The 20,367-nt window shown below is 57.1% G+C and carries 19 protein-coding genes and 1 tRNA gene; 11 read left to right on the top strand and 9 right to left on the bottom strand.

Annotated elements, in window-relative coordinates:
- Positions 1-3 precede the first annotated feature (3 nt).
- Complete coding sequence (ybeY, locus tag PKC29_05240) at positions 4-435, bottom strand: rRNA maturation RNase YbeY (GenBank protein HML94814.1); 432 nt, start codon at positions 433-435, stop codon at positions 4-6.
- 107 nt (positions 436-542) lie between these two features.
- Here ybeY and hisB point away from each other — a divergent pair, with 107 nt between their 5' ends.
- Together hisB and hisH are read left to right on the top strand one after the other, a co-directional pair.
- On the top strand, positions 543-1,133 hold the full coding sequence (gene hisB / locus PKC29_05235) for an imidazoleglycerol-phosphate dehydratase HisB (GenBank protein HML94813.1): 591 nt from the start codon (positions 543-545) through the stop codon (positions 1,131-1,133).
- Positions 1,134-1,141: 8 nt separating this feature from the next.
- Positions 1,142-1,783, top strand: coding sequence for an imidazole glycerol phosphate synthase subunit HisH (gene hisH / locus PKC29_05230; protein ID HML94812.1), 642 nt, complete (start codon positions 1,142-1,144; stop codon positions 1,781-1,783).
- Here hisH and PKC29_05225 read toward each other — a convergent pair.
- The 4 genes from PKC29_05225 to PKC29_05210 form a co-directional block, all read right to left on the bottom strand.
- Positions 1,780-3,864, bottom strand: coding sequence for a transglycosylase SLT domain-containing protein (locus PKC29_05225; GenBank protein HML94811.1), 2,085 nt, complete (start codon positions 3,862-3,864; stop codon positions 1,780-1,782). The genes hisH and PKC29_05225 overlap by 4 nt on opposite strands.
- A gap of 7 nt (positions 3,865-3,871) precedes the next feature.
- Positions 3,872-4,684 carry an ABC transporter permease gene (locus tag PKC29_05220; protein HML94810.1) on the bottom strand — a complete coding sequence of 271 codons (813 nt, stop codon included), beginning with the start codon at positions 4,682-4,684 and terminating at the stop codon, positions 3,872-3,874.
- Between the two features lie 102 nt (positions 4,685-4,786).
- Complete coding sequence (queF, locus tag PKC29_05215) at positions 4,787-5,143, bottom strand: preQ(1) synthase (protein HML94809.1); 357 nt, start codon at positions 5,141-5,143, stop codon at positions 4,787-4,789.
- A gap of 13 nt (positions 5,144-5,156) precedes the next feature.
- Complete coding sequence (locus tag PKC29_05210) at positions 5,157-5,336, bottom strand: hypothetical protein (protein HML94808.1); 180 nt, start codon at positions 5,334-5,336, stop codon at positions 5,157-5,159.
- 114 nt (positions 5,337-5,450) lie between these two features.
- Here PKC29_05210 and PKC29_05205 point away from each other — a divergent pair.
- Both PKC29_05205 and PKC29_05200 read left to right on the top strand, forming a co-directional pair.
- A tRNA-Gln gene (locus PKC29_05205) sits at positions 5,451-5,524 on the top strand.
- A 494-nt stretch (positions 5,525-6,018) separates the two neighbouring features.
- Positions 6,019-8,100, top strand: coding sequence for a DUF11 domain-containing protein (locus PKC29_05200; protein ID HML94807.1), 2,082 nt, complete (start codon positions 6,019-6,021; stop codon positions 8,098-8,100).
- Positions 8,101-8,198: 98 nt separating this feature from the next.
- On the opposite strand, the gene PKC29_05195 is transcribed toward PKC29_05200, so the two are convergent.
- The 3 genes from PKC29_05195 to PKC29_05185 all read right to left on the bottom strand — a co-directional run bounded on the left by PKC29_05195 (position 8,199) and on the right by PKC29_05185 (position 10,537).
- Complete coding sequence (locus PKC29_05195; protein ID HML94806.1) at positions 8,199-8,756, bottom strand: OmpA family protein; 558 nt, start codon at positions 8,754-8,756, stop codon at positions 8,199-8,201.
- A gap of 193 nt (positions 8,757-8,949) precedes the next feature.
- The gene (locus tag PKC29_05190) at positions 8,950-9,531 is read right to left on the bottom strand and encodes a tetratricopeptide repeat protein (protein ID HML94805.1); all 582 of its coding nucleotides are present in this window, start codon (positions 9,529-9,531) and stop codon (positions 8,950-8,952) included.
- A 214-nt stretch (positions 9,532-9,745) separates the two neighbouring features.
- Positions 9,746-10,537: a LysM peptidoglycan-binding domain-containing protein gene (locus PKC29_05185; protein HML94804.1), complete on the bottom strand. Its 792-nt coding sequence runs from the start codon at positions 10,535-10,537 to the stop codon at positions 9,746-9,748.
- 303 nt (positions 10,538-10,840) lie between these two features.
- Here PKC29_05185 and PKC29_05180 point away from each other — a divergent pair, with 303 nt between their 5' ends.
- The 7 genes from PKC29_05180 (at position 10,841) to PKC29_05150 (ending at position 19,609) form a co-directional block, all read left to right on the top strand.
- A complete protein-coding gene (locus tag PKC29_05180; GenBank protein HML94803.1) occupies positions 10,841-12,124 on the top strand; it encodes an ATP-binding protein in 1,284 nt (427 codons plus the stop codon).
- Between the two features lie 47 nt (positions 12,125-12,171).
- Positions 12,172-13,548, top strand: a complete 1,377-nt coding sequence (locus PKC29_05175) for a sigma-54 dependent transcriptional regulator (protein HML94802.1) — start codon at positions 12,172-12,174, stop codon at positions 13,546-13,548.
- Between the two features lie 186 nt (positions 13,549-13,734).
- A complete protein-coding gene (locus PKC29_05170) occupies positions 13,735-15,138 on the top strand; it encodes a YncE family protein (protein HML94801.1) in 1,404 nt (467 codons plus the stop codon).
- A gap of 205 nt (positions 15,139-15,343) precedes the next feature.
- Entirely contained in the window at positions 15,344-15,607 is a 264-nt protein-coding gene (locus PKC29_05165; GenBank protein HML94800.1) for a GlsB/YeaQ/YmgE family stress response membrane protein, read from the top strand.
- 47 nt (positions 15,608-15,654) lie between these two features.
- Positions 15,655-16,413, top strand: a complete 759-nt coding sequence (locus PKC29_05160; GenBank protein ID HML94799.1) for a Nif3-like dinuclear metal center hexameric protein — start codon at positions 15,655-15,657, stop codon at positions 16,411-16,413.
- Positions 16,414-16,508: 95 nt separating this feature from the next.
- Positions 16,509-18,056, top strand: a complete 1,548-nt coding sequence (locus tag PKC29_05155; GenBank protein HML94798.1) for a 2-isopropylmalate synthase — start codon at positions 16,509-16,511, stop codon at positions 18,054-18,056.
- Positions 18,057-18,124: 68 nt separating this feature from the next.
- A complete protein-coding gene (locus PKC29_05150) occupies positions 18,125-19,609 on the top strand; it encodes an AAA family ATPase (GenBank protein ID HML94797.1) in 1,485 nt (494 codons plus the stop codon).
- A gap of 51 nt (positions 19,610-19,660) precedes the next feature.
- On the opposite strand, the gene PKC29_05145 is transcribed toward PKC29_05150, so the two are convergent.
- Positions 19,661-20,365, bottom strand: a complete 705-nt coding sequence (locus PKC29_05145; protein ID HML94796.1) for a DUF4336 domain-containing protein — start codon at positions 20,363-20,365, stop codon at positions 19,661-19,663.
- Between the last annotated feature and the right edge of the window lie 2 nt (positions 20,366-20,367).

The raw sequence follows: 20,367 nt of genomic DNA, 5'->3' as shown, positions 1-20,367 counted from the left end.
CCGCTAGAGCTCTCTTATTTCCTCCAATAGCTCCTCTTCGAGGCCCCGCATTATCTCTTTTTCCTTCTTTTTTTTGTGGTCGTGCCCGAGGAGGTGGAGTATGCCGTGGACTATGAGCTTTTTTATTTCCTCGTGAAATGTGTTGCCGTATCTGACGGCGTGACGCCTCGTCGTATCGAGCGAGATCACTATATCGCCAAGAAGCGGGACGGGGCCTTCGCCGTCCTGGGGGAAGGAGAGGACGTCGGTTGCGCGGTCGATGCCCCGCCAGGATTTGTTGAGCGCCCGCATTTCGGCGTCGCCGATGAACGTGACTGAGAGCTCGGAGGCTTTGTCCACATCGAGACTCCCGAGTACAGCACCGGCAATCTTTTTGACCCGTGCCCTGTAGCTCGCGTCGAGCTCGCCCGTCTCGTCGGTAAGAGCGATTTTCATGGGGCTATATTGTACTCGGTGCGGCTTTCACGCGAAACACCCCGGCGGTTTTAAGTGCGCGCAGGCATTGGACACTCACATAATTTCTGATATGATTCTTAGCAATTATGGCCGACAGGAAAGCAAGGACTGAAAGAGTAACCTCGGAGGTAAAGGTCGAGGTCGAGATAAACCTCGACGGCGAGGGAAATTTCGACATAGACACCGGAATACCGTTCTTCGACCACATGCTGGCGCAGTTTTCGAGGCACGGCTACTTCGACCTCGACATAAAGGCGGTCGGGGACATAGAAGTGGATTTCCACCACACGGTCGAAGACGTCGGCCTCGCGCTCGGGGACGCCTTCCTAAAAGCCCTCGGGGACAAGAAGTCGATCACGAGGTTCGGGGAGGCCTTCGTCCCGTTCGACGAGACGCTCGCCTTCGCGTCGGTCGATCTCAGCGGGCGGCCGTATCTCGTATATAACGTTACCGTGCCGAAGACGAAGGTCGGGGAGTTCGACATCGAGCTAGGCGAGGAATTCTTCAAGTCATTTTCGAATACGCTACTCTGTAACCTCCACATCGAGCTCAGGTACGGGGACAACCTCCATCACGTCATAGAGGCCGTATTCAAGGCCGTCGGGCGGGCGCTCGACAAGGCCTCCGGCATAGACCCGAGGTCGTCGTCGGTGCCCTCGACCAAGGGCACGCTCTAAATAAAGCAATGATCGTCATAGTAGATTACGGAATGGGGAATTTAAGAAGCGTCGGGAAGGCGTTTCTCAGCCAGGGTATCGACGCGTCCGTAACGAGGGAGCCGCACGAGATATCACGTGCTGACGGGCTCGTCCTGCCGGGCGTCGGCGCTTTCGGCGACTGTATGAGAAACCTGGCCGGGTACGGGCTCGTGGACCCCATAAAGGAGCACGTAGATTCGGGCAAGCCGTTCCTGGGTATCTGCCTCGGGCTACAGGTGCTGTTCGAGGGGAGCGACGAATCCCCGGACGTTCCCGGGCTCGGCATCCTCGAAGGGAGAGTGGTGAGATTCTCTCCTTCCGAAGAAGAGAGGCTCAAGGTCCCGCACATGGGATGGAACAGGGTCTTTATAAGGAAGGAAAGCCCGGTGCTCGCCGGAATCCCGGACGGAAACTGGTTCTACTTCGTCCATTCCTATTACCCGGTACCGAAGGACGCGGGCGTCGTCGCGGTCACGTCGAATTACGGCGTCGAGTTTACTGCCGCCGTCGCCGGGGAAAACCTATTCGCCTGCCAGTTCCACCCCGAGAAGAGCAGCGCCGACGGCCTCCGCATACTCAGGAACTTCGCGGCGCTCACGGGCGGAAAGATTAAGGCCGCTTCGGCCTAGTTCACGGGATATTTCGCACCGCTCGTCCCGGGCGCCGTTTTTGCCGGGGGCTCCGCCGCCGAGGCCGAGCTCCCGTAGATCGCCTTGTACGCGCCGTAGCTTCTCAGGATCCTTCTTATATAGTTCCTCGTTTCGCGGAACGGAATCTCTTCTATGAATTCGTCCTTTTCGAGCCCGTAGTATTGGGTCTTCCAGGTGGCGGCGCGGTTGGGGCCGGCGTTGTAGCTAGCCAGGGCGAGCTCGACGTCGCCGCCGAACTCGTCCAATACCTGCTTCAGATAGAATATGCCCATCTCGATGTTTATGCGCGGGATCGTAAGCATCTCGACCGTAAAGCCGCTGAGGCCTATCTGCCTCGCGACAGTCCTCGCCGTGGGCGGTATGAGCTGCATCAGCCCTACCGCGTCGGCGGGCGAGACGACGTCCTTCTGGAACCTGCTCTCCTCCCTTATGACGGAATAAACCAGAAGCTCGTCGACGCCGTACTTTCTGGCGTAGGGGCCGACTATATCCTTGAACCCCCTCGGGAACGAGAGGCTGTTGGCCTGGGGGAGACCGATGTCCTGAGCGACCTTTATCGAGCTGTTATAGTCGTCTACCTTCGCGTAAAGGAGGCTCACGGCGACGAACTCTTCCTGCGTCCCGGCGGCGCTCTCCATCTTCTCTATTTCGAGTCTCGCGTCATCCGGCAGCCCGAGCTCGATAAGGAGCTCGGCCTTCTGCTTCCTTGCGGCAGCCTCGGGGCCGAGTGCCGTCGTCTCGGGATTTACGTTGGCGAAGGCGGGGGTGACGCCCGTTTTCTGCTGCGCGAGGTAGGAGTGATACGTCGGGGGAGTGAGCGCGGCGAGGGCCGTGTATTCTGCAAGGGCCTCGTCCCTTCTGCCCTGTTTTTCGAGGGTCCTCGCCTTCCAGTAGCGGGCGTTGGAGGCGTTAAAAGAGGACGACGAATCGGTGAAGGCGGAGAACGTCGCGAGCGCCTCGGGATACATTCCCTTCCTGTAATAAATCCAGCCGAGGTTCCATGCGCCGTCCTCGGCGTACTTGTTCTTGGGGTAGGTTCTTATGAGGACGTCGTAGGTCTTGATCGCGCTCTGGTTCTGGTCGTTGATCTGGTAGAGCCTTGCTGCGTTGTAAAGCCCCTCGGGAGCGAGCTCGCTCGACGGGAAGCGGGTGCTTATCTGTGAGTAGAGCGACGCAGCCTCGCCGTCGAGCCCTTGCTTGGATTTAAGCTTACCCCTCCAGAAGAGGGACTCGGGCGAGTTGATCGTGCTCAGCACCGTCTCGGCCTCGTTAAGCCTCCCGGCGTTGACCATGGCGATTCCCATGTTCGTCCTTGCCTGCGTGCTTTTGGAGGTGACCATCTCGTAGTTCTGTACCGCAGAAGACCACCTCGAATATTTAAAAAGGGTGTCGGCCCTTTGGAGGTAGTCGGACTCCGTGGGAACGAACGCCACCCCGCCGGCGGTGCTCACGCGGCGGGCCGCCGCCTGCGCCGGGGACGATTCTTTGGATTCGGGGTATTCCACCCAGACCTGTTTGTACGCGGTCACGGCCTCGGGGTAGCGGCCCTGCTTTTCGAGGGCCTCCGCGAGGCTGTAAAGATACGCAGACTTCGAGCCGCGGGATCCCTCCTCGGCGTAAAGCGCCCTGAAAATCCTCTCGGCGTTGGCGTAATCGCCGGACTGCATGTAGATGTTGCCCAGGCGCTCGAAGGCCTTCTTCCTGACGCCGCTTCCGGGGTATTCCGTCAGCACGCGGTTGAAAAGCAGCGAGGCCTGCGGATAATTCCCGAGGTTTTCGTATCCCGCGGCCTGGTAGTAGAGGACGTAATCAGCCACCGTCGGGAGCTCCTTTTCGACGCCCTCGAGCCTCGTCACGCCTTCCTGGAACCGGCCCACCTGGATGAAGCAGTAGCCCTTTTTGAACCTGTCTTTGGCGTCGGGCTTGGCGGGCAGGTATATCTCGGACTGGCAGTTTATCTGGGCAGACGAATCCGGGCCCGGAACGATAAACGAAAGCGCGCAAAGCGCCAGAACGGAGGCGCCGTACTTTATATATGATTTCGAATTACGGGTGTACATCGGAAAGTTACCTCCTTACTCTCTGGGGGTCGAGATAATCCCTTATACCTTCTCCAAATAGGTTAAATGAAAAAGCCGTAATGAAAATAGCGAGGCTCGGAAAGACGATGAGATGGGGGAACGTCCTTATGCCCTGCCATCCCGTGCTCGCGAGAGTCCCCCAGCTCGATTCGGGCGGGGCTATCCCGAGGCCGAGGAAGCTGAGTGTAGATTCGGCCAGGATCGCATAGGGAACGGAAAACGTGAGCGTGATAATCAGCGGGCTAAGTATGTTCGGGATAATGTGGACCCCCAGGATTCGCGCGGGAGAAGCGCCGAGGCTCCTGGCCGACTGGACGTATTCGACTTCCTTTAGCTGAAGGACGCTTCCGCGCGCTATCCTCGCGACCCTCATCCACGCGGTGAGGCCGAGGGCGAGCACTATTCCGAGGACGCCCCTTCCTATGACCAGCGTGATGAGAACGATAAGAAGAAGGTCGGGAAGGGAATAGAATACGTCCACCACCCTCATCATGAGCTCGTCCACCTTGCCCCCGACATAGCCCGACACGGCGCCGTAAAATGTGCCGATTACGAGCGCTATGCCCGCCGTCCCGAGCGCTACGGCTATCGAGACACGCGAGCCGTAGATGATCCGGCTCAGCATGTCCCTCCCTTCCTGGTCCGTGCCCAGGAGGTGTTTTCCGCCTGGCTTGCTGAGCGCGTTCCGGAAGTCCGTCTCGTCGTATTTATAGGGCGCGACGTAGGGCGCGGCCACGGCGATCCCGATTATTGTCAGGATTATGACGGCCGTGATTATTATCTGAGCCTTTAAAAGCAAGCGTTCGGCATCCTCCGGGTGGTATATAAAGATATTAACCCCACGAGGATGAATTGAGAAATAATTTCGGCCGGGATTCCTAAAAATCCGGAACGGGAGGCCTCAATCCCTTTCGTAAGAAGCCGTGACGACGGTTTTTATTCCGCCCCTCACGTTGAAGTCTCCCGTGACCTCCGCCCTTACGGGGCCGCACGCAGAGACTATGTCGTCGAGGATTTTGTTCGTCACGTGCTCGTGGAACGTGCCGACGTTACGGTATGAATATATGTACAGCTTTAGCGACTTGAGCTCTATGCAGAGCCTGCCCGGGACGTACTTTATCCTTATAGTTCCGAAGTCCGGCTGGCCCGTCTTGGGGCAGACGCAGGTGAATTCCGGGCAGGATATATCTATCTCGTATTCCCTGTCCGGGTACCGGTTCTCGAACGTCTCCAGCTTGTGAAATTCGGGCTCTGCCATGTCCGGGCGAAATCTAGGAATGAACTTCTATCTCGATTTCATAACCGCCTTTCGATTTTTTTACCTTGTCTTCCCTGTACCCCGACTTTACAAAAATAAATCCCTGCCTGGCGGCGTCCTTTACGGCCTTGTCGACCCTGGCCCTGAGCTCCGTTTTCTTTTTGGCGCTTATTGTCAGCGTCTTTGCGGGCATCGCCTTTCTCCTTGCCTGACTGAATATTCCGTTACTCTATTGTATCGAATACATGTGGTCATTCAAGGCACTTGACTCGATATGTGTTATTATAAATACTAATTATCCTTCTGCTGGGGCATAGTATAACGGTAGTACTATGGACTCTGGATCCATCAGTCTAGGTTCGAATCCTAGTGCCCCAGCCATTACCTTTATCCCTCTAATCCCCTATTGAAAGGTCTCAGGGGTCTTCCGGTGCGGCGGTTGGCAAGGTTTCGAGGCCGATTATTTATTACCCCACGGCACGGCCGAACCTGTTCCGTCGGTAGATATTGGAATGGGAGATCGAGGGTTAAAACAGTGAAATGGGGAGTCCGCTGTAAACAGCTTCTCTCTTTTCCCCTTTAAGATTCCCCCGGCTGCTCCCTCTTTCCGGAAATCTCTTTTTCCCGTTTTTCTATCCCGCACTTGCTTCGTAGGCCGCCCTTTTTCGCTGCAATCCTTGCGAAAATGGGTTTCGCGCCGCAAAAAAAGTCTACATCGACAATTTTTCTCCTCATTGACGTAAATAACAATTAACAATGATAAGATTTGGCACTTATTTTTTGTTGTGGTATAATTGCCTAGATAGTGAATGAGCTAATGTAATCTCTAAATAGCGGAATAGAATAGCCCCAATAGACCCACACAGGAGGATGAGATGAGAACTCTGGGATTCTTTAGCAGAAGCTTCGTATTTTCGGTTTTATTCGTTGTGTCTTTTCTTTCACTCGCGGGCGGCGCCCTCGCTCAGACCGAGGGGAACAGCTCGGCTTACGGCGTATTTGCAGAGCTCGATTTGCTGCCGCTGATCGGACCCGCGGTCAGCATAGACCTCGGACCCGTAGCCCCGTCGGCCGGAAGCGCGCCGCCGGATTATACCGATTCGGATACTGTCCTCAGCGCGAGCCTGTCTTCAGGGCTCGTGGGCAGCATACTGAGCACAGGTCTCTTGTCGACCGAGGCGAGCTCGGACATCGGAAACGATACCACCTCGTCGAGCTCGACCGTGGACGGCCTTAACCTGAGCATAGTCGGCCTGCTGCCCCTTCTCACGATCGGTGCCGATACGGTGGCGACCACGGCGGAAGTCACGGGCAGCTGTGCGGACGAAACGCTGACCGCGACCGGCACCACTACGATCGAAAACGCCGGCGCCGGGGGGACGCTCGGGCTGGGTTTGACGATAGACTCCAGTCCGACTCCGAATTTCGAGCTCATTAACCTCCTCGGAATAAGGGTGGTTTTAAACGAGCAGATAATCACGGGCGACGGCGTCAACAGCCGCGGTATAACCGTAAACGCGATACGCATCGACCTGACGGATACCGTGCTATCCCTGATCGGCGCCCTGAGCGGGGACATCGTAATCGCGCAGTCGCAGGCGGAAGTCGTGTGTAACGAGGTGGAGGGCTCCTCGGACCTTTCGATGGTAAAGACATCGTCTCCTAATCCCGTCGTAGTGAATAACACCCTTACGTATACGCTAACTGTCACGAACGACGGGCCGGACGATGCGACGGGCGTCACCGTGACGGACGTACTGCCGGCCAGCTTTACCATAGGCACGATTACGCCGAGCCAGGGGACCTGCAACCCGCTCGTCGGAACGACGCTTACCTGTAGCCTGGGGACGATAACGAACGGCGGAAACGCGACTGTCACGATAGAGGCGACGCCGACCCAGACGGGCGTTATAGCCAACACGGCCGTCGTCTCCGGCGATCAGCCCGACCCCGACCCGACAGACAATTCGTCGACCGAGTCGACCACCGTCGAGGGCTCGGGAGGCGAGCCGACGGACGCCGATCTTTCGATATCCAAGACGTCGAGCCCCAATCCCGTAATCGTGAACCAGGACCTGACCTATTCAATCGCGGTTTCGAACCTCGGTCCCGACCCGGTCACCGACGCGGAAGTGGTCGATACGCTTCCGGCGGGGGTGACGTTCGGCTCGGCCAATCCCGGACAGGGGACCTGCAACGAGGCCGCCGGCGTCGTAACGTGCGCTATAGGCGCCATGAACCCCGGCCAGACCGTAGTGATTACGATGACCGTCACTCCGACCGCGATCGGGGACGCCGTCAACAGCGTGACAGTCGGCAGCAGCCTTAACGATCCGAACACTGCCAACAACAGCGACACCGAAACGACGGCCGTCGAGGCCGAGCCGGAAAGCGCGGACATTTCGGTTACCAAGACGGGCTCGCCGAATCCGGCCACCGTCGATCAGGAGCTTACGTACACGGTTACGGTATCCAATTCCGGACCGGACGTGGCGGCTAACGTAGTCGTGACCGATACGCTCCCGGCCGGGGCGATATTCATTTCCGCAAACCCGGAGCAGGGGTCTTGCGAGCATGCGGGCGGCGTCGTGACGTGCGATCTCCAGAACATAGCCGGCGGCGGCGACGTCGTGACGACGATAATAATCATACCGACGATACCGGGGGTAGCTTCGAACAACGTTACCGTTACAAGCGACGTGGACGACCCCGACCCGGGGGACAACTCCGACGAGGAGAATACAGACGTGAATCCGGCCCCTCCGGGGCCTACGCCTTCGGACCCTCCGTCGGAGCCTACGGAGAGTCCGTTCCCTCCGCCGGGTGGACCCGGGGAGGCGACCGCCGTCCCGACCCTTTCGGGATGGGCGATGATGATTCTGCCGATGCTTCTGATGATCGCGGCCGTTTATCTCCTGAGGAGGCAGGAGCGCGGAAGAAGAAGCCGCGGCATGTAGGCTGAAGGAGAGCTCAAATAAAAAAGCCGCCCCGGGGACGAAAACCCCTCGGGGCGGCTTTTTTTTATCCGGAGATAAGGAGAATATGTCTTATACGGTTATCTGTTCAAGGCGTAGGACTCGTTACGCTTAATCTGGTCGAGGGCTATGAAGCGTACCCTGCTGTCGAGCCTCTCGGTATCCACGCTCCTTACGAGCTGCATGTCGTAGATGTTGCACTTGTTGGCCGTGATTATTCTCTCGGGCCCGACTCCCTGATTCACCATGTAGTCCTTTACGCTCTCGGCCCTCTTGATCCCGAGACTCGAAGCGGAGGATTCCCTCGAATCACAGAGCGCTTCTATAACGACGAACGTGTCGGGCTCGCTCCTGAGCGCCTCGGCGTTTTCATCGAGGACCGGCTTTGCGTCTTCCCTTATAAGATGGCTGTTCGTATCGAAGAATATGTCCTTCAGCTCGGGGGTGTACGGGTCGGACGCCGCGGCGCCTGAAAGGGCGTCGTATGACGGCGCCTCGCCCTCGGGCTCGGAGCCTATCGACTGCTGGGACAAGACCGAGGTCCCGACCCCGTATATCATGAGAACACCCAGGGTTCCCGGGACTATGTATCCAGTAATTTTGTTCCAAATCGCTTCCAATGTGTTAACCCTATCCATTTTTATGCCTCCTTCCAATCATGGCAGTATGTTTTGCGATGACTATAGTGCAACCGTCATGCCAGAATGGTAACGCGGCAAATGTTTAATAATGGAAGCGGCTTAGCGATACAGCTCGAGCCGTGGAAAGCCGTATGGTACGGATGAAGACAGTGGGAATTGTACGAAAAGGTACAGAAATTACCGCCCCGGGCTATTCGGAATCGATACTTTTCAGCTCCTCACGCGCCCTCTGCGCTTCGGGGGTGTTCGGGAACCTCGTTATGAGGGTCCTGAAGAAAAACTTGGCCCCGTCCTTTCGGCCGATCCTGACGAGCGAAAGGCCCTGTTTCAAATAGGCGTCGGCCACGCGGCTGTCGTCGGGGTATGTATCTATGAATACCTGGTAAGCGAGAATGGCGTTTAAAAACTGGCCCTGGTTGTAGAGCTTTCCGGCCTTGAGGTAAAGGTCCTTCTCGGCCTGCACCGCGGTGGGCGCCGGCGGACCCACGGCCCCCCCCTCGGGGGCGGATGCGGGGGGCTCGCTTGCGGGCGGCTCGGCCCGGAGCTCGTCCAGCTTCAGGTATATATCGGAATAGTTCTGCTCGAGGTTCCGGATCCGCGCGCTCTGTATCTCGAGCTTCCGCTGGACGTCCGTGAGCGTATCCGACATGCGGCCTACTTCGGCCTCGAGATTCTCCTGCCTTTCGCTGAGCTCCTGTATCGTTCCGGGGGCCGTGATACACCCGGTAAGAAAACACGACAACGCAAGCGTCGTATATCGGAAATATTTCATTCTCAGCTTTTCCTCCCCGGATCGCCTTTTTATTCCGGAAACCCGGAGAAGAAATTATTTGATATAAAGCATGGGTTGTCAAAGTTATGCGCCCGGCAGGGCGAAAATGAAAAAAAGGGCCGACATGGGTTTGTTGCCCATGCCGGCCCGTATCCGGGCGATTCGATTCGCCCCAGAGGATGAAAGTGTGAGAGTCTTTCTTTGAGCGCTTCTGTTATCTGGAAGCGGTTCTGTCTACTTTCTCAAGCGAAACTACCGTTCCGCCTTCAATCTCGGCCTTAACGAAGTCGCCTACCGAAACCCCGTCGACTATGCCTTCATCTTCGAGCTTGAGATTATGCGTCATTCCCTGCTCGTCTTTAAGGGTGACGGACTCGTTGCCTGACGCTATTTCCGTTATCTCACCCCTGATTTCCTGCTGCTGGTCGAGGGCGGAATCGTTCTCGGCTGCAGGGTCGTTTACCTTGTCGCTCTCGAAGTCGCGAGCCGTTTCCCCGTACGTTTCCTGATCAGGTTCCGCAACGTTCTCGCCGCCTGGAATGGTCGCACTGTCAGGATCATTCATGTCACCGCGGTTTTGTATACGGTCAGGGTCGTTCATATCACTGGCCTGTAAATCGGAGTTGTCAGGGCTGTTCATGTCGTTCGCGCTCTGCATGGAGGAGCTGTCGGTGGAAAGGTTCCCGGTGTCCGACCTCTCGCCGCTCGCCGGTATGGTCAGAGTCTGTCCTACCTCGAGCTGATCGGGGTTGCTTATATCGTTCGCCTGGGCAATCAGCTGCCACTGGTCGGCCGAGCCAAGATGCTCCTCGGCTATGCTCGCGAGCGTATCGCCTTCCTGAACGGTGTACTGGCTGCCCTCGCCGGAAAAGTCCGAGTCGGTCCTCGGCTGCGTCATTTCCTGTTCGGGGGCGTTCTTGTCGTAATTGCCCTCGGCGTGAACCGCGCTTACACCGCCGAGCGTAAGTCCCGTCAATAATAGTGAAGTTACTAGTAAATGTCTCATAGTAAATGCCTCCTGTGCATTGGTTTTGACCGTGATAAAGTGCAAGGGGCGTGCCAATTATGCGGAGGCATTCCAAAGATTCAATATTCATAGTTGGTTGCTAATGTTTTATACTGTTTACTGTAATATGTGGGGTTGGGTTTTAGTAATCATATAAACAATCGGCAGTGTACCGATTTGTACACTTCGCATCTGACCTGATAATTCGCGGGGAACGCGTCTCTTCCGGGGTATGCGGATTCGAAAGCGCGCGGGAAGAGGCGGCGGAAGTTTGCGCTTCATTATATATAGAGGAGCGGGGAATTGAATTTAAGTACTCAGATAAGACTCGGTTTCGCGCTGATGCTTACGCTCATGCTTATAGCCGGAGGACTATCCCTTTATAACGCGCACAAGCTGAACGAGGCGGCGGAGAATCTAGAAGGCCGCTATTCCACGCTCTATAAGCTCTTTGCGAATCCGTCTTCCGATGTGGATTCGGAGGCCGGGTTCGGAAAGGAGATGGTCGAGCAGGCCGTTACGATCGTAGGCGAGCAGGTGAAGTACAACTATACCTTTCTCCTGGTCATAGTGGGGGCGGCGCTTCTTTTCGGCGGCATGATAGCGGTTCTTTTCCCCTGGAAGATCACGAGGCCTGTCGAGAGGCTCGTCAAAGCCACGCAGACCGTGAAGAAGGGGGATTACTCGTACAGGATAACTGGCCTCGAAGGGACGGGGGAGATATCGAAGCTCGCAGGGTCCTTTAACGACATGCTGAGGAATATAGAGGATACGCACAACAGTAACCTCGAGCTCCTGGAGCAAACGAAGAGGTTTAACGAAACGCTGAGGGAGAAGATAGACGAGGCAACGCTCGCCATAAGGGAGCAGCAGAACGAGCTGATACGCGCCGAGAGGCTGGCGATAATAGGAGAGTTCGCGACGAGGATAGCCCACGAAATAAAAAACCCGCTTTCCGGCATTACAGTCGCGCTCGAAATCATGAGAGGGAAGGTGGGGAGCGAGGAGCAGGAGCATTCAATAACGGAGGTGCTGAAGGAGGTTCGAAGGCTCGACGGCATACTGAGGGACCTTCTGCAGCTGTCCGTGTCGAAGAAGATGGATTTCCGGGAGATCGACCCCAACGAGGTCGTGGAAAGGTCGGTCGTTCTGGTAAGGCCACGCGCAGAGGGGAAAGGGGTATCGCTGAACATAAAGCACGGGGCCGCAGCGCCGTGCCGTCTGGATTACGAAAAATGCCAGCAGGTTTTAATCAATCTCCTCATAAACGCGATCGACAGCACCGAGCCGGGCAAGGGCCCTGTCTCGGTCGAGACAGAGAGCGTGGACGACACGCTCCGAATAACGGTACGGGACGAAGGCTCCGGGATTCCCGAGTCGGAGATCGAAAAAATATTCGAGCCGTTTTATTCGAGCAAGAAACAGGGCACGGGGCTCGGTCTACCCATATCGAAAAAGATTATCGAATCCCACTCGGGCCAGATCGTGGTTTCGAGCGAAGAGGGAAAGGGCTCGCAGTTTACGGTTATAATTCCTTACACGCAGCGGGACGAAGAGCTCCCGGCGATGGAAACGGGTTCCGCGTAGATTTTGAGAGTCATGTCACAGGAAATAACGATGGCTGCGAGGGGTGAATGAGCGAAACGATACTTATTATAGACGACGAGGAATTTCTCTGCGCCGGACTTAAAGAGGGTCTGACCGACGAAGGATACGTCGTGAATACGGCCGGCATGGGCGACATGGGGGTACTCATGGCCAAAAGGGATAATCCTTCACTCGTCCTTCTCGATTACAAGCTCCCGGACATGGACGGCCTCGAGGTCCTCGGGCAGCTAAGCGCCGTCGATCCCGCCCCGGTAACGATTCTCATGAGCGGCCAGGGGAACGTGGATACGGCGGTCGAGGCTATCAAGAAGGGGGCCTACGACTTCATAGAAAAGCCGTTTTCCCTCGACAAGCTCAAGGTCATCGTAAAAAACGCGCTCGATAACGCGAGGCTCAAGAGAAACCTCGACATGAGGCTCAAGACCGAGCAGAAGGAGTATGGATTTCATTCCATCATAGGGAAGAGCGAGGCCGTTAAAAATATAATCGAGCTTTTCGAGAAGCTGGTTACGACGGACCCCAAGACGATTCTCATAGGTGGGGAGAGCGGCACGGGCAAGGGGCTCGCGGCGAAGGTGCTCCATCATAACGGCGTCCGCGCCGAAAAGCCCATAATAGAGCTCAACTGCGCCGCAATACCGGAAACGCTTCTCGAAAGCGAGATATTCGGGTACGAGGCGGGCTCGTTCACCGACGCCAAGAAGATGAAGACCGGCATACTCGAAGACGCGAACGGCGGCACCATATTCCTCGACGAGATAGGCGACATGAGCCCGACGCTTCAGGCAAAGCTCGTGAAGGTGGTAGAGGAAAGGACCTTCAGGAGAATAGGCGGGAAGCGGGATATAAAGGTAGACGTCCGGGTAGTCGCCGCCACCAACAAGGACCTTAAAACCCTCGTCGAGAATAACCAGTTCAGGGAAGACCTCTACCACAGGCTGAACGTCATTAATTTCGAAATGCCGACGCTCAGGGAGCGGCGGGAAGACATCCCGCTTCTCACGAAGCATTTTATAGATTTCTTCAACGTCGATTTCAACAAGACCATAGATACGGTGCCGGAAGAAGTCGAAAAAGCGTTCATGAGCTATCACTGGCCGGGCAACGTCAGGGAGCTCCGCAGCACCATCGAAAGGGCGGTTCTCCTCAGCACGGGAAACGTGCTCGACCCCAAGTACATTCAGCTCGACGAGCAGGGGAAGGGCGTCAAGATTCACAACGACGATAGCAAGATGTTCTTCGAGCTCGACCTCGACAAGATGACGCTCGACAGCGTCGAGGAGATGGTCATAAAAAAAGCCCTCGAGCTCACCGACTGGAACCAGACGAAGGCGGCCGAAATGCTCGGCGTGACGAGACAGATTCTCCGGAACCGCATGATAAAGATGGACCTTTTGAACTGAGCTGAAAAAGGTTTAAACCGGCTGCCTCCGTGGTGACGTATATTATAGTGCAGGGACGGCGCCCGGCGGGTATGCGAAACTCCCGCCGGGGCTTACGGCTATTTCTGAATGAGGCACCTGTTCCTGCGAAGGGAATTCGAATATCGATTTGAAATCCTGAATTCGGAAACGTGGAGGAAAACGCCAATGCTCTTGAAAAACATCGCGGAAAGCGGAAACCGTCTCGCACTTCTGTTTTTCGCATTCGCTGCAGCCCTTCTGGTTTTTGCCGCGCCGTCCCGGGCGCAGACGCCGCTCGCCTATATAACCGACCTCGGCAATTCGATAACCGTCGTCGATACCTCGACCAACGAGGTTAAAGGCAGCCTCGATCCTACTATAGCTTCGAGCCTTATGGGCATAGCCGTCAATCCCGACAGCGGCACCGTGTACGCGGTCGATCTCAATAAGACCGTTCATGTTATAGATTCGCCGGACGATAACCCGTCGTACTCGATGATACATCTTCCCGACGTAAATCCATTCGGTCTCGTCATAACCCCGGACGGCGGCACGCTCTACATAGCGAACGCCGGGGCGAGCAGCGTTACGGTAGTGGACCTCGGAACGAGCGCAGTTTCGAGCATAGACATAGGGTGCGACAGCGACGGGACGAACAACTGCTCGTCGACACCGTCCATCACGGTGACGCCGACATCAAGCGCGGGCCCGGTTTACGTTTACGTTGCGACGAATACAGGGGTTTCGGTTATAGATACGTCTGATAATACGCTTAAGGAGAACGTCCCGGTTACGTGCGGACACGACCAGGCGTGCGGGCCAATTTGGCTTGCCGCGAGCCCCGACGGTCAAACGCTCTTCATATCGATATTCGGCGAAAACCAGGTGCTCGGCATGAACATATCCATGGAGAACCTCATCGAGGATATCGCCGAGGTGGGCATGAGCCCCGAGGGGCTCGCCGTGACCCCCGGCGGGAAGACGGTTTACGTCGCGAATATGAACGGCCAGTCCGTATCCGTGTTCGAGGTCGAATCGTGCGGGCCCGAGTGCACCGTTTCCACCGTGTCCGGCACGGTCGTCAGCGAGCCGTCCATAATCGCGCTCACCCCGGACGGCGGCAGCGCCTACGTGGGCGGCGATGGCGATTCGCTTTCAGTCATCGATACGAAGAGCAGCTCCGTTACCGCGACCGTGAGCGGCCTTCCGGGGAGCCCCTTCGCGATAGCGATATCGGACGGCGACAGCGACGGTGACGGTATTCCGGATTCAGTCGAGGGGAGCGAAGACACGGACGGGGACGGCGTCAAGGATTCGCTCGATACGGACTCCGACGGCGACGGCGCAACCGACGCCGAAGAAGCGGGACCCGACCCGAAGAGCCCTGTCGATTCCGACGGCGACGGCATACACGATTACAAGGACCCGACTATCGGGGGCGATACGGGCGGAAACGGGGGCGGCGGCTGCTCCCTATCCTCGGGAGACACCACCGGAACGGCGTTCTCTTACCTGCTTTATTTTATAATCCCCGCCATGATGCTGGCGAAGAGATTCTACAGGAAAGCCTCTCCAAATAAAGCCGAATAGCGGTACTTGCCGAATTTTACCGGATGCCCGGCCCCCCGTGGATTAAAGCGGGGCCGGGCCATATACGTTCAGATTCTCCTGTATCTGCGGCGCGCTGCCGACAGCTGCTGCCGGTGGCGAACCGATGGGTGGGGGGCGAAAGTGCTTGGACCTTGCAATGAAAAATTGTAATATCTATTTAAACGCTCTTAAGGAGGTTAAAGGTATGGGGATTCTATCGTGGATAATATTCGGCCTCATAGCGGGCGCCGTCGCAAAGCTCCTTATGCCCGGCAGGGACCCGGGCGGGTTCATCTGGACCATTATCATAGGCATAGTCGGGGCGTTCATCGGGGGGCTTATCGCGACGCAGGTGCTGGGAGATGCGGATTTTCAGCAGGGGTTTAATCTCCGGAGCTTCATATTCGCCGTCATAGGCTCCATAGTGCTCCTGCTCATATACCGCATGGTGAAGGGCAAGTCGGCCTGAGCGGCCCACAGCTTGGAATCGGGCGTTAAGCGAGTATCATTTCACCTATGCCCGATATTAAAGAAATCACCCGGTTCCTGGACGACTATCTCAGGACCGGCGACATCGACGACACGTCGTGGAACGGCCTTCAGGTCGAGGGGAAGGAGAAGGTCGAAAGGGTGGCCTTCGCCGTAGACGCCGGGATCGAAACATTCGAGCGGGCCGCCGAAGAGAAGGCGGATATGGTCGTCGTCCATCACGGCCTCTTCTGGACCAACCGTAATCCGTCTCTCGCCGGATGGATGCTGGACAGGGTCGGAATCCTCCTCGAAAACGGCATGTCCCTTTACTGCAGTCACCTGCCCCTGGACAGGCACGAGGAAGTCGGCCATAACGTCCAGATTTTAAAGCTCCTCGGGGCGAAGGTCGAGGACGAGTTCCTGCCTTTCCGCGGGAAGAACGTGGGATGGACGGGGCGGCTCAAGAACGCCCGCACGGTCGCCGAGATAGAAACCAGGCTCGCGGAGGGCCTCGGCGCCGAGTGCAGGACGCTCGCCTTCGGGCCGGAGCAGGTGAAGACGATAGCCGTATGCACCGGCGGCGGAAGCTACGGCGGATTCTACGAGGCAATGGACGCAGGGATCGATCTATACATCACCGGCGACGCCGTAGAAGTTTACTACACCGCTAAGGACGCCGGGATGAACGTCGTATTCGCCGGTCACCATGCGACGGAGACCATAGGTTTAAAGGCCCTTTCGAAGATCGTCTCGGGGCAGTTCGGCGTAGAGACTGTTTTCATCGACCTCCCGACGGGACTCTGATTTCGCGCCCTCAAGGGACGGCGGGGCGCGGTTTCCCAACATTGACAGAACTCTCCCGCATGCTTAGACTATCTTAAATCGAGGAGGTTTCAGAAATGGGAAGCGACAACGTCGTTAGAATATTCGACACAACTTTGAGAGACGGTGAACAGGCCCCGGGCTGCGGCATGACCGCGGAAGAGAAGCTCAGGGTGGCGCATCAGCTCGAAAAGCTCGGCGTCGACATAATCGAAGCGGGGTTCCCCATTTCGTCCGAGGGGGATTTCCAGTCGGTCAAGATCATCGCCGAAAAGATACGCGGCTGCGAGATAGCCGGCCTTTGCCGGGCGAACTTCAACGACATCGACAGGGGCTGGGAGGCCGTCAAGGGGGCGGAGTATCCGAGGATTCATACCTTCATCGCCACCTCCGACATTCATTTGAAGCATAAGCTGAGAAAGTCGCGCGACGAGGTGCTGGAAATCATAAGCACCGCCGTGAAGCATGCGACTCACTACACCGAGAACGTCGAGTTTTCGTGCGAGGACGCGACGAGGACCGACCTCGACTACCTGTGTAAGGCCGTGGACGTCGCCGTCAGGTCCGGGGCGAAGATCATAAACATCCCCGATACCGTGGGCTATACGGTTCCCGAGGAGTTCACCTATATAATAAGGACGCTCAGGGAAAGGGTGTCGGGACTCGATAATGCTGTCCTGAGCGTACACTGCCATAATGATCTTGGCCTTGCCGTCGCCAACTCAATCGCCGCCATCAAAGAGGGGGCGAGGCAGGTGGAGTGCACGATAAACGGCCTCGGCGAAAGGGCGGGCAACGCATCGCTCGAAGAGATAGTCATGGGGCTCAAGGTCCGTAACGACCGGAACCCGTATAAGACGAGGATAAACACCGAGCACCTGTACCCGACGAGCAGGCTCGTTACGCAGGTGACGGGCGTGAGCGTACAGCCGAACAAGGCGATAGTGGGCGCGAACGCGTTCGCCCACGAGGCCGGGATACACCAGGACGGCGTGCTCAAGGAAAGAATCACATACGAAATCATGGACCCCGAGGAAGTGGGCATTCCCTCGAACAAGCTGATACTCGGAAAGCATTCCGGACGGCACGCGTTCAAGGACCGCCTGGAAGAGTATGGATACTTTCTCGAAGGCGACGCCCTCGAACAGGCGTTTAAGAAGTTCAAGGACCTCGCCGACAAGAAGAAATACGTCTTCGACGAGGACATCGAGGCGCTAATCAGCGAGGAGTTCGTAAGGTCCTCGGATTTTTACAAGCTCATATCCGCCAACTACTCGGGCGGCTCGGACATGCATCCCGTTGCCACCGTGAAGCTCCTCATCGACGGGAACGAAGTAACCGTTTCCGAAAGCGGCGACGGCCCCGTGGACGCGGCCTACCAGGCGGTGTCGAAAGCGACGGGGCTTTCTCCCGTACTCGAAACCTACGTCGTCGCCTCCATTACCGAGGGCATCGACGCGCAGGGCGAGGTGACGGTGAGGGTCGCCGACGAGGGCATAATCACGCAGGGGCAGGGCGCCAACACGGACATTGTCGTCGCGAGCGTCAAGGCGTACATAAACGCCCTCAACAAGCTCCGCTGGCGGAAAGAGCACCCGAAGAAGGTCGTGTCTCAGGGTATGTAGGGCGAAGCGCCCCGGTTTTATAATTAGCCGGGTGTTTACCGCGCGGTCTGCTATATACTTAGACAGGTATGGCTTTCCCCACAAAAACAATCGAAACCTTCGTGAGGGCAGGGTACCCGATTATCTATCTCGTCTCGTGGGAGGAGGAGCGGGTAGAGAACACGATAAGGTCCATCGGGAAGGGTTTGTACCCGGACTCGCCGCGGTTTTCGGTCTGGTCGTGCACGGACGGGCTCAGCGACGGCTCGGGACCTTTCAGCGAATCGAAGGGACTTATCGAAGCGCTCGACAGGGTCCTCGAAGAGCCGGGAAAGGGATTTTACTTCTTCAAGGACATCGGCTTTTACCTCGGCGATCCGCGTGTGGTCCGGAAGCTGAAGGACGCGTACCAGAAGCTCAGAAAAACTCCGAAGACGCTTTTTATCCTCGCAAGCAGCGTCGCCATCCCCCCAGAGCTCGAAAAGGAAATGGCCGTCATAGACATAGACCTTCCGGACAGGGCCGAGACGGGGAAGATCTTCGACTACATTATTAAATCGCATGCGGGCGAGGCGCTCCGGAATTCGATGAGCCCGACGTTCAGGGAGGCTTCCATAAACGCGCTCCAGGGTTTGGGTGCGCTCGAAATGGAGCTCGCCTTAAGACGTACGCTCGTCGGAAGGGACGGGCTAGGGGACGAAGCGGTCGATGCGCTTCTCGAAGAGAAGGCGCAGCTCGTACGGAAGACCGGCACGCTCGATTTCGTCAGGAGCCGCGTCGATATAGACGAGGTGGGCGGACTCGAAAACATAAAAGAGTGGCTCGACGTGAGGAGGCTCGCGTTTTCGAGCGAGGCGAAGGAGTTCGGCCTCGACGTCCCCAAGGGGGTTTTGCTCATGGGTATAAGCGGTTGCGGGAAGAGCCTCTGCGCGAAGGCGATAGCGACGTCGTGGAACCTGCCGCTACTCAGGCTCGACCTTAACCAGGTGTACAGCGAATCGCAGGGGAGCCCGGAAGAGGCCTTTCGAAAATCGATCAAAACTGTAGAAGCGACGTCGCCGTGCGTCCTGTGGATAGACGAGATCGAGGCGGGGATAACGAGGAGCGGCGAGAAATCCGGCGACAGCCCGACGTCGAGGATATTCGGATATTTTCTCACGTGGATGCAGGAAAAGAAGTATCCCGTATTCGTCACGGCGACCGCGAACCAGATAGACCTTCTTCCGCCGGAAATCCTGAGAAAAGGAAGGTTCGACGAAATCTTCTTCGTCACGCTCCCGAACCAGAAGGAGCGGAGGGAGATATTCAGGATACATCTCCTTAACCGCGGCAAGAATCCGGACGACTTCGACCTCGATTCGCTCGCTAAAAATACCGAGGGGCTGAGCGGGGCCGAGATAGAGCAGGCCGTCATATCGGCGCTGTTCGAATCATTCTCGCGCGAGAAGGAGCTCACCGACAGGGAGCTCATCATAGCGGCCTCGTCCATAGTGCCGCTTTCGACGACTATGCGCGAGGAGATATCCAAGCTCGAGCGCTGGGCGTCTAACAGGGCGGTGAAGGCGTCGAGGTAAGCGCAATGGTTCGCTCAATTCCCCTCCGGGTTTTCAGTCGTTTCAATGAAGTTAAGACCCCGGCAGCCACGTGAAGGCGTTTCGGACAAAGGCCTTGCCGTTCGAGGCCGCGGGTTTGCCGTGGGCTATCAGCACCCGTTCGATCGGCCAGTCGAGAATTCGTCCAAGCGCGGCGCGGGCTCTCCGGCGATCGATGAAGCTCGCGCGCCATTCCCGCGGAGCGCCGGGATTCGGCTCTATTATTCCGTCGAGGCGGGCTATGTACTTCCGCCAGCCGCCGAACCAGTCGTGCGGCAGGTTTTCAATAAGGTCGGCGAACATTGCGGTGCGGCTGGCGCGATGGAAGAAGACGGCCTCCGTCATCACGAAGCTGCCGTGCACAAGGACCTGATCCAGGTCGGCCGCCCAACCCTCGTCGGGTGTATCGGCCAGGTCTCCGTCGAAGGTGAGGTCCTTCCGACGCTTGCGTAGTCCCGGGGAGGCGAAGAGGCGGGCATTCGGATAGGCGGACTTCCATTCCCCCAGAAAAAGGTGGTGGAGGAAATTGGGGGAAACCAGGTAGCGGACTGGCCCCAGGGAATCGACCTCGCCTTTCAGCTCGTCCGAAAGCGCTATAGGTGACCATACGAACAGGCTTCCGTCGGACAATCGGATCGCCGCCATACGGGTCGGGTACCGGAAGCCGAGAAAAAAGGGCACCACCGGGCCTTCACCCACCCAGATGTCCGATCCGAATTCAAGCAGAAGCGCGCTCATTC

This window comes from Thermodesulfobacteriota bacterium (genome assembly GCA_035325995.1).
Lineage (GTDB): Bacteria > Desulfobacterota_D > UBA1144 > Nemesobacterales > UBA2774 > JADLGH01.
This window is presented reverse-complemented; position numbering and strand designations above follow the sequence as displayed.

Coding starts and splice junctions, on each gene's coding strand:
- ybeY (HML94814.1), bottom strand. CDS start 435: ATGAAAATCGCTCTTACCGACGAGACGGGCGAGCTCGACGCGAGCTAC.
- hisB (HML94813.1), top strand. CDS start 543: ATGGCCGACAGGAAAGCAAGGACTGAAAGAGTAACCTCGGAGGTAAAG.
- hisH (HML94812.1), top strand. CDS start 1,142: ATGATCGTCATAGTAGATTACGGAATGGGGAATTTAAGAAGCGTCGGG.
- PKC29_05225 (HML94811.1), bottom strand. CDS start 3,864: ATGTACACCCGTAATTCGAAATCATATATAAAGTACGGCGCCTCCGTT.
- queF (HML94809.1), bottom strand. CDS start 5,143: ATGGCAGAGCCCGAATTTCACAAGCTGGAGACGTTCGAGAACCGGTAC.
- PKC29_05210 (HML94808.1), bottom strand. CDS start 5,336: ATGCCCGCAAAGACGCTGACAATAAGCGCCAAAAAGAAAACGGAGCTC.
- PKC29_05200 (HML94807.1), top strand. CDS start 6,019: ATGAGAACTCTGGGATTCTTTAGCAGAAGCTTCGTATTTTCGGTTTTA.
- PKC29_05195 (HML94806.1), bottom strand. CDS start 8,756: ATGGATAGGGTTAACACATTGGAAGCGATTTGGAACAAAATTACTGGA.
- PKC29_05190 (HML94805.1), bottom strand. CDS start 9,531: ATGAAATATTTCCGATATACGACGCTTGCGTTGTCGTGTTTTCTTACC.
- PKC29_05185 (HML94804.1), bottom strand. CDS start 10,537: ATGAGACATTTACTAGTAACTTCACTATTATTGACGGGACTTACGCTC.
- PKC29_05175 (HML94802.1), top strand. CDS start 12,172: ATGAGCGAAACGATACTTATTATAGACGACGAGGAATTTCTCTGCGCC.
- PKC29_05170 (HML94801.1), top strand. CDS start 13,735: ATGCTCTTGAAAAACATCGCGGAAAGCGGAAACCGTCTCGCACTTCTG.
- PKC29_05165 (HML94800.1), top strand. CDS start 15,344: ATGGGGATTCTATCGTGGATAATATTCGGCCTCATAGCGGGCGCCGTC.
- PKC29_05160 (HML94799.1), top strand. CDS start 15,655: ATGCCCGATATTAAAGAAATCACCCGGTTCCTGGACGACTATCTCAGG.
- PKC29_05155 (HML94798.1), top strand. CDS start 16,509: ATGGGAAGCGACAACGTCGTTAGAATATTCGACACAACTTTGAGAGAC.
- PKC29_05150 (HML94797.1), top strand. CDS start 18,125: ATGGCTTTCCCCACAAAAACAATCGAAACCTTCGTGAGGGCAGGGTAC.
- PKC29_05145 (HML94796.1), bottom strand. CDS start 20,365: ATGAGCGCGCTTCTGCTTGAATTCGGATCGGACATCTGGGTGGGTGAA.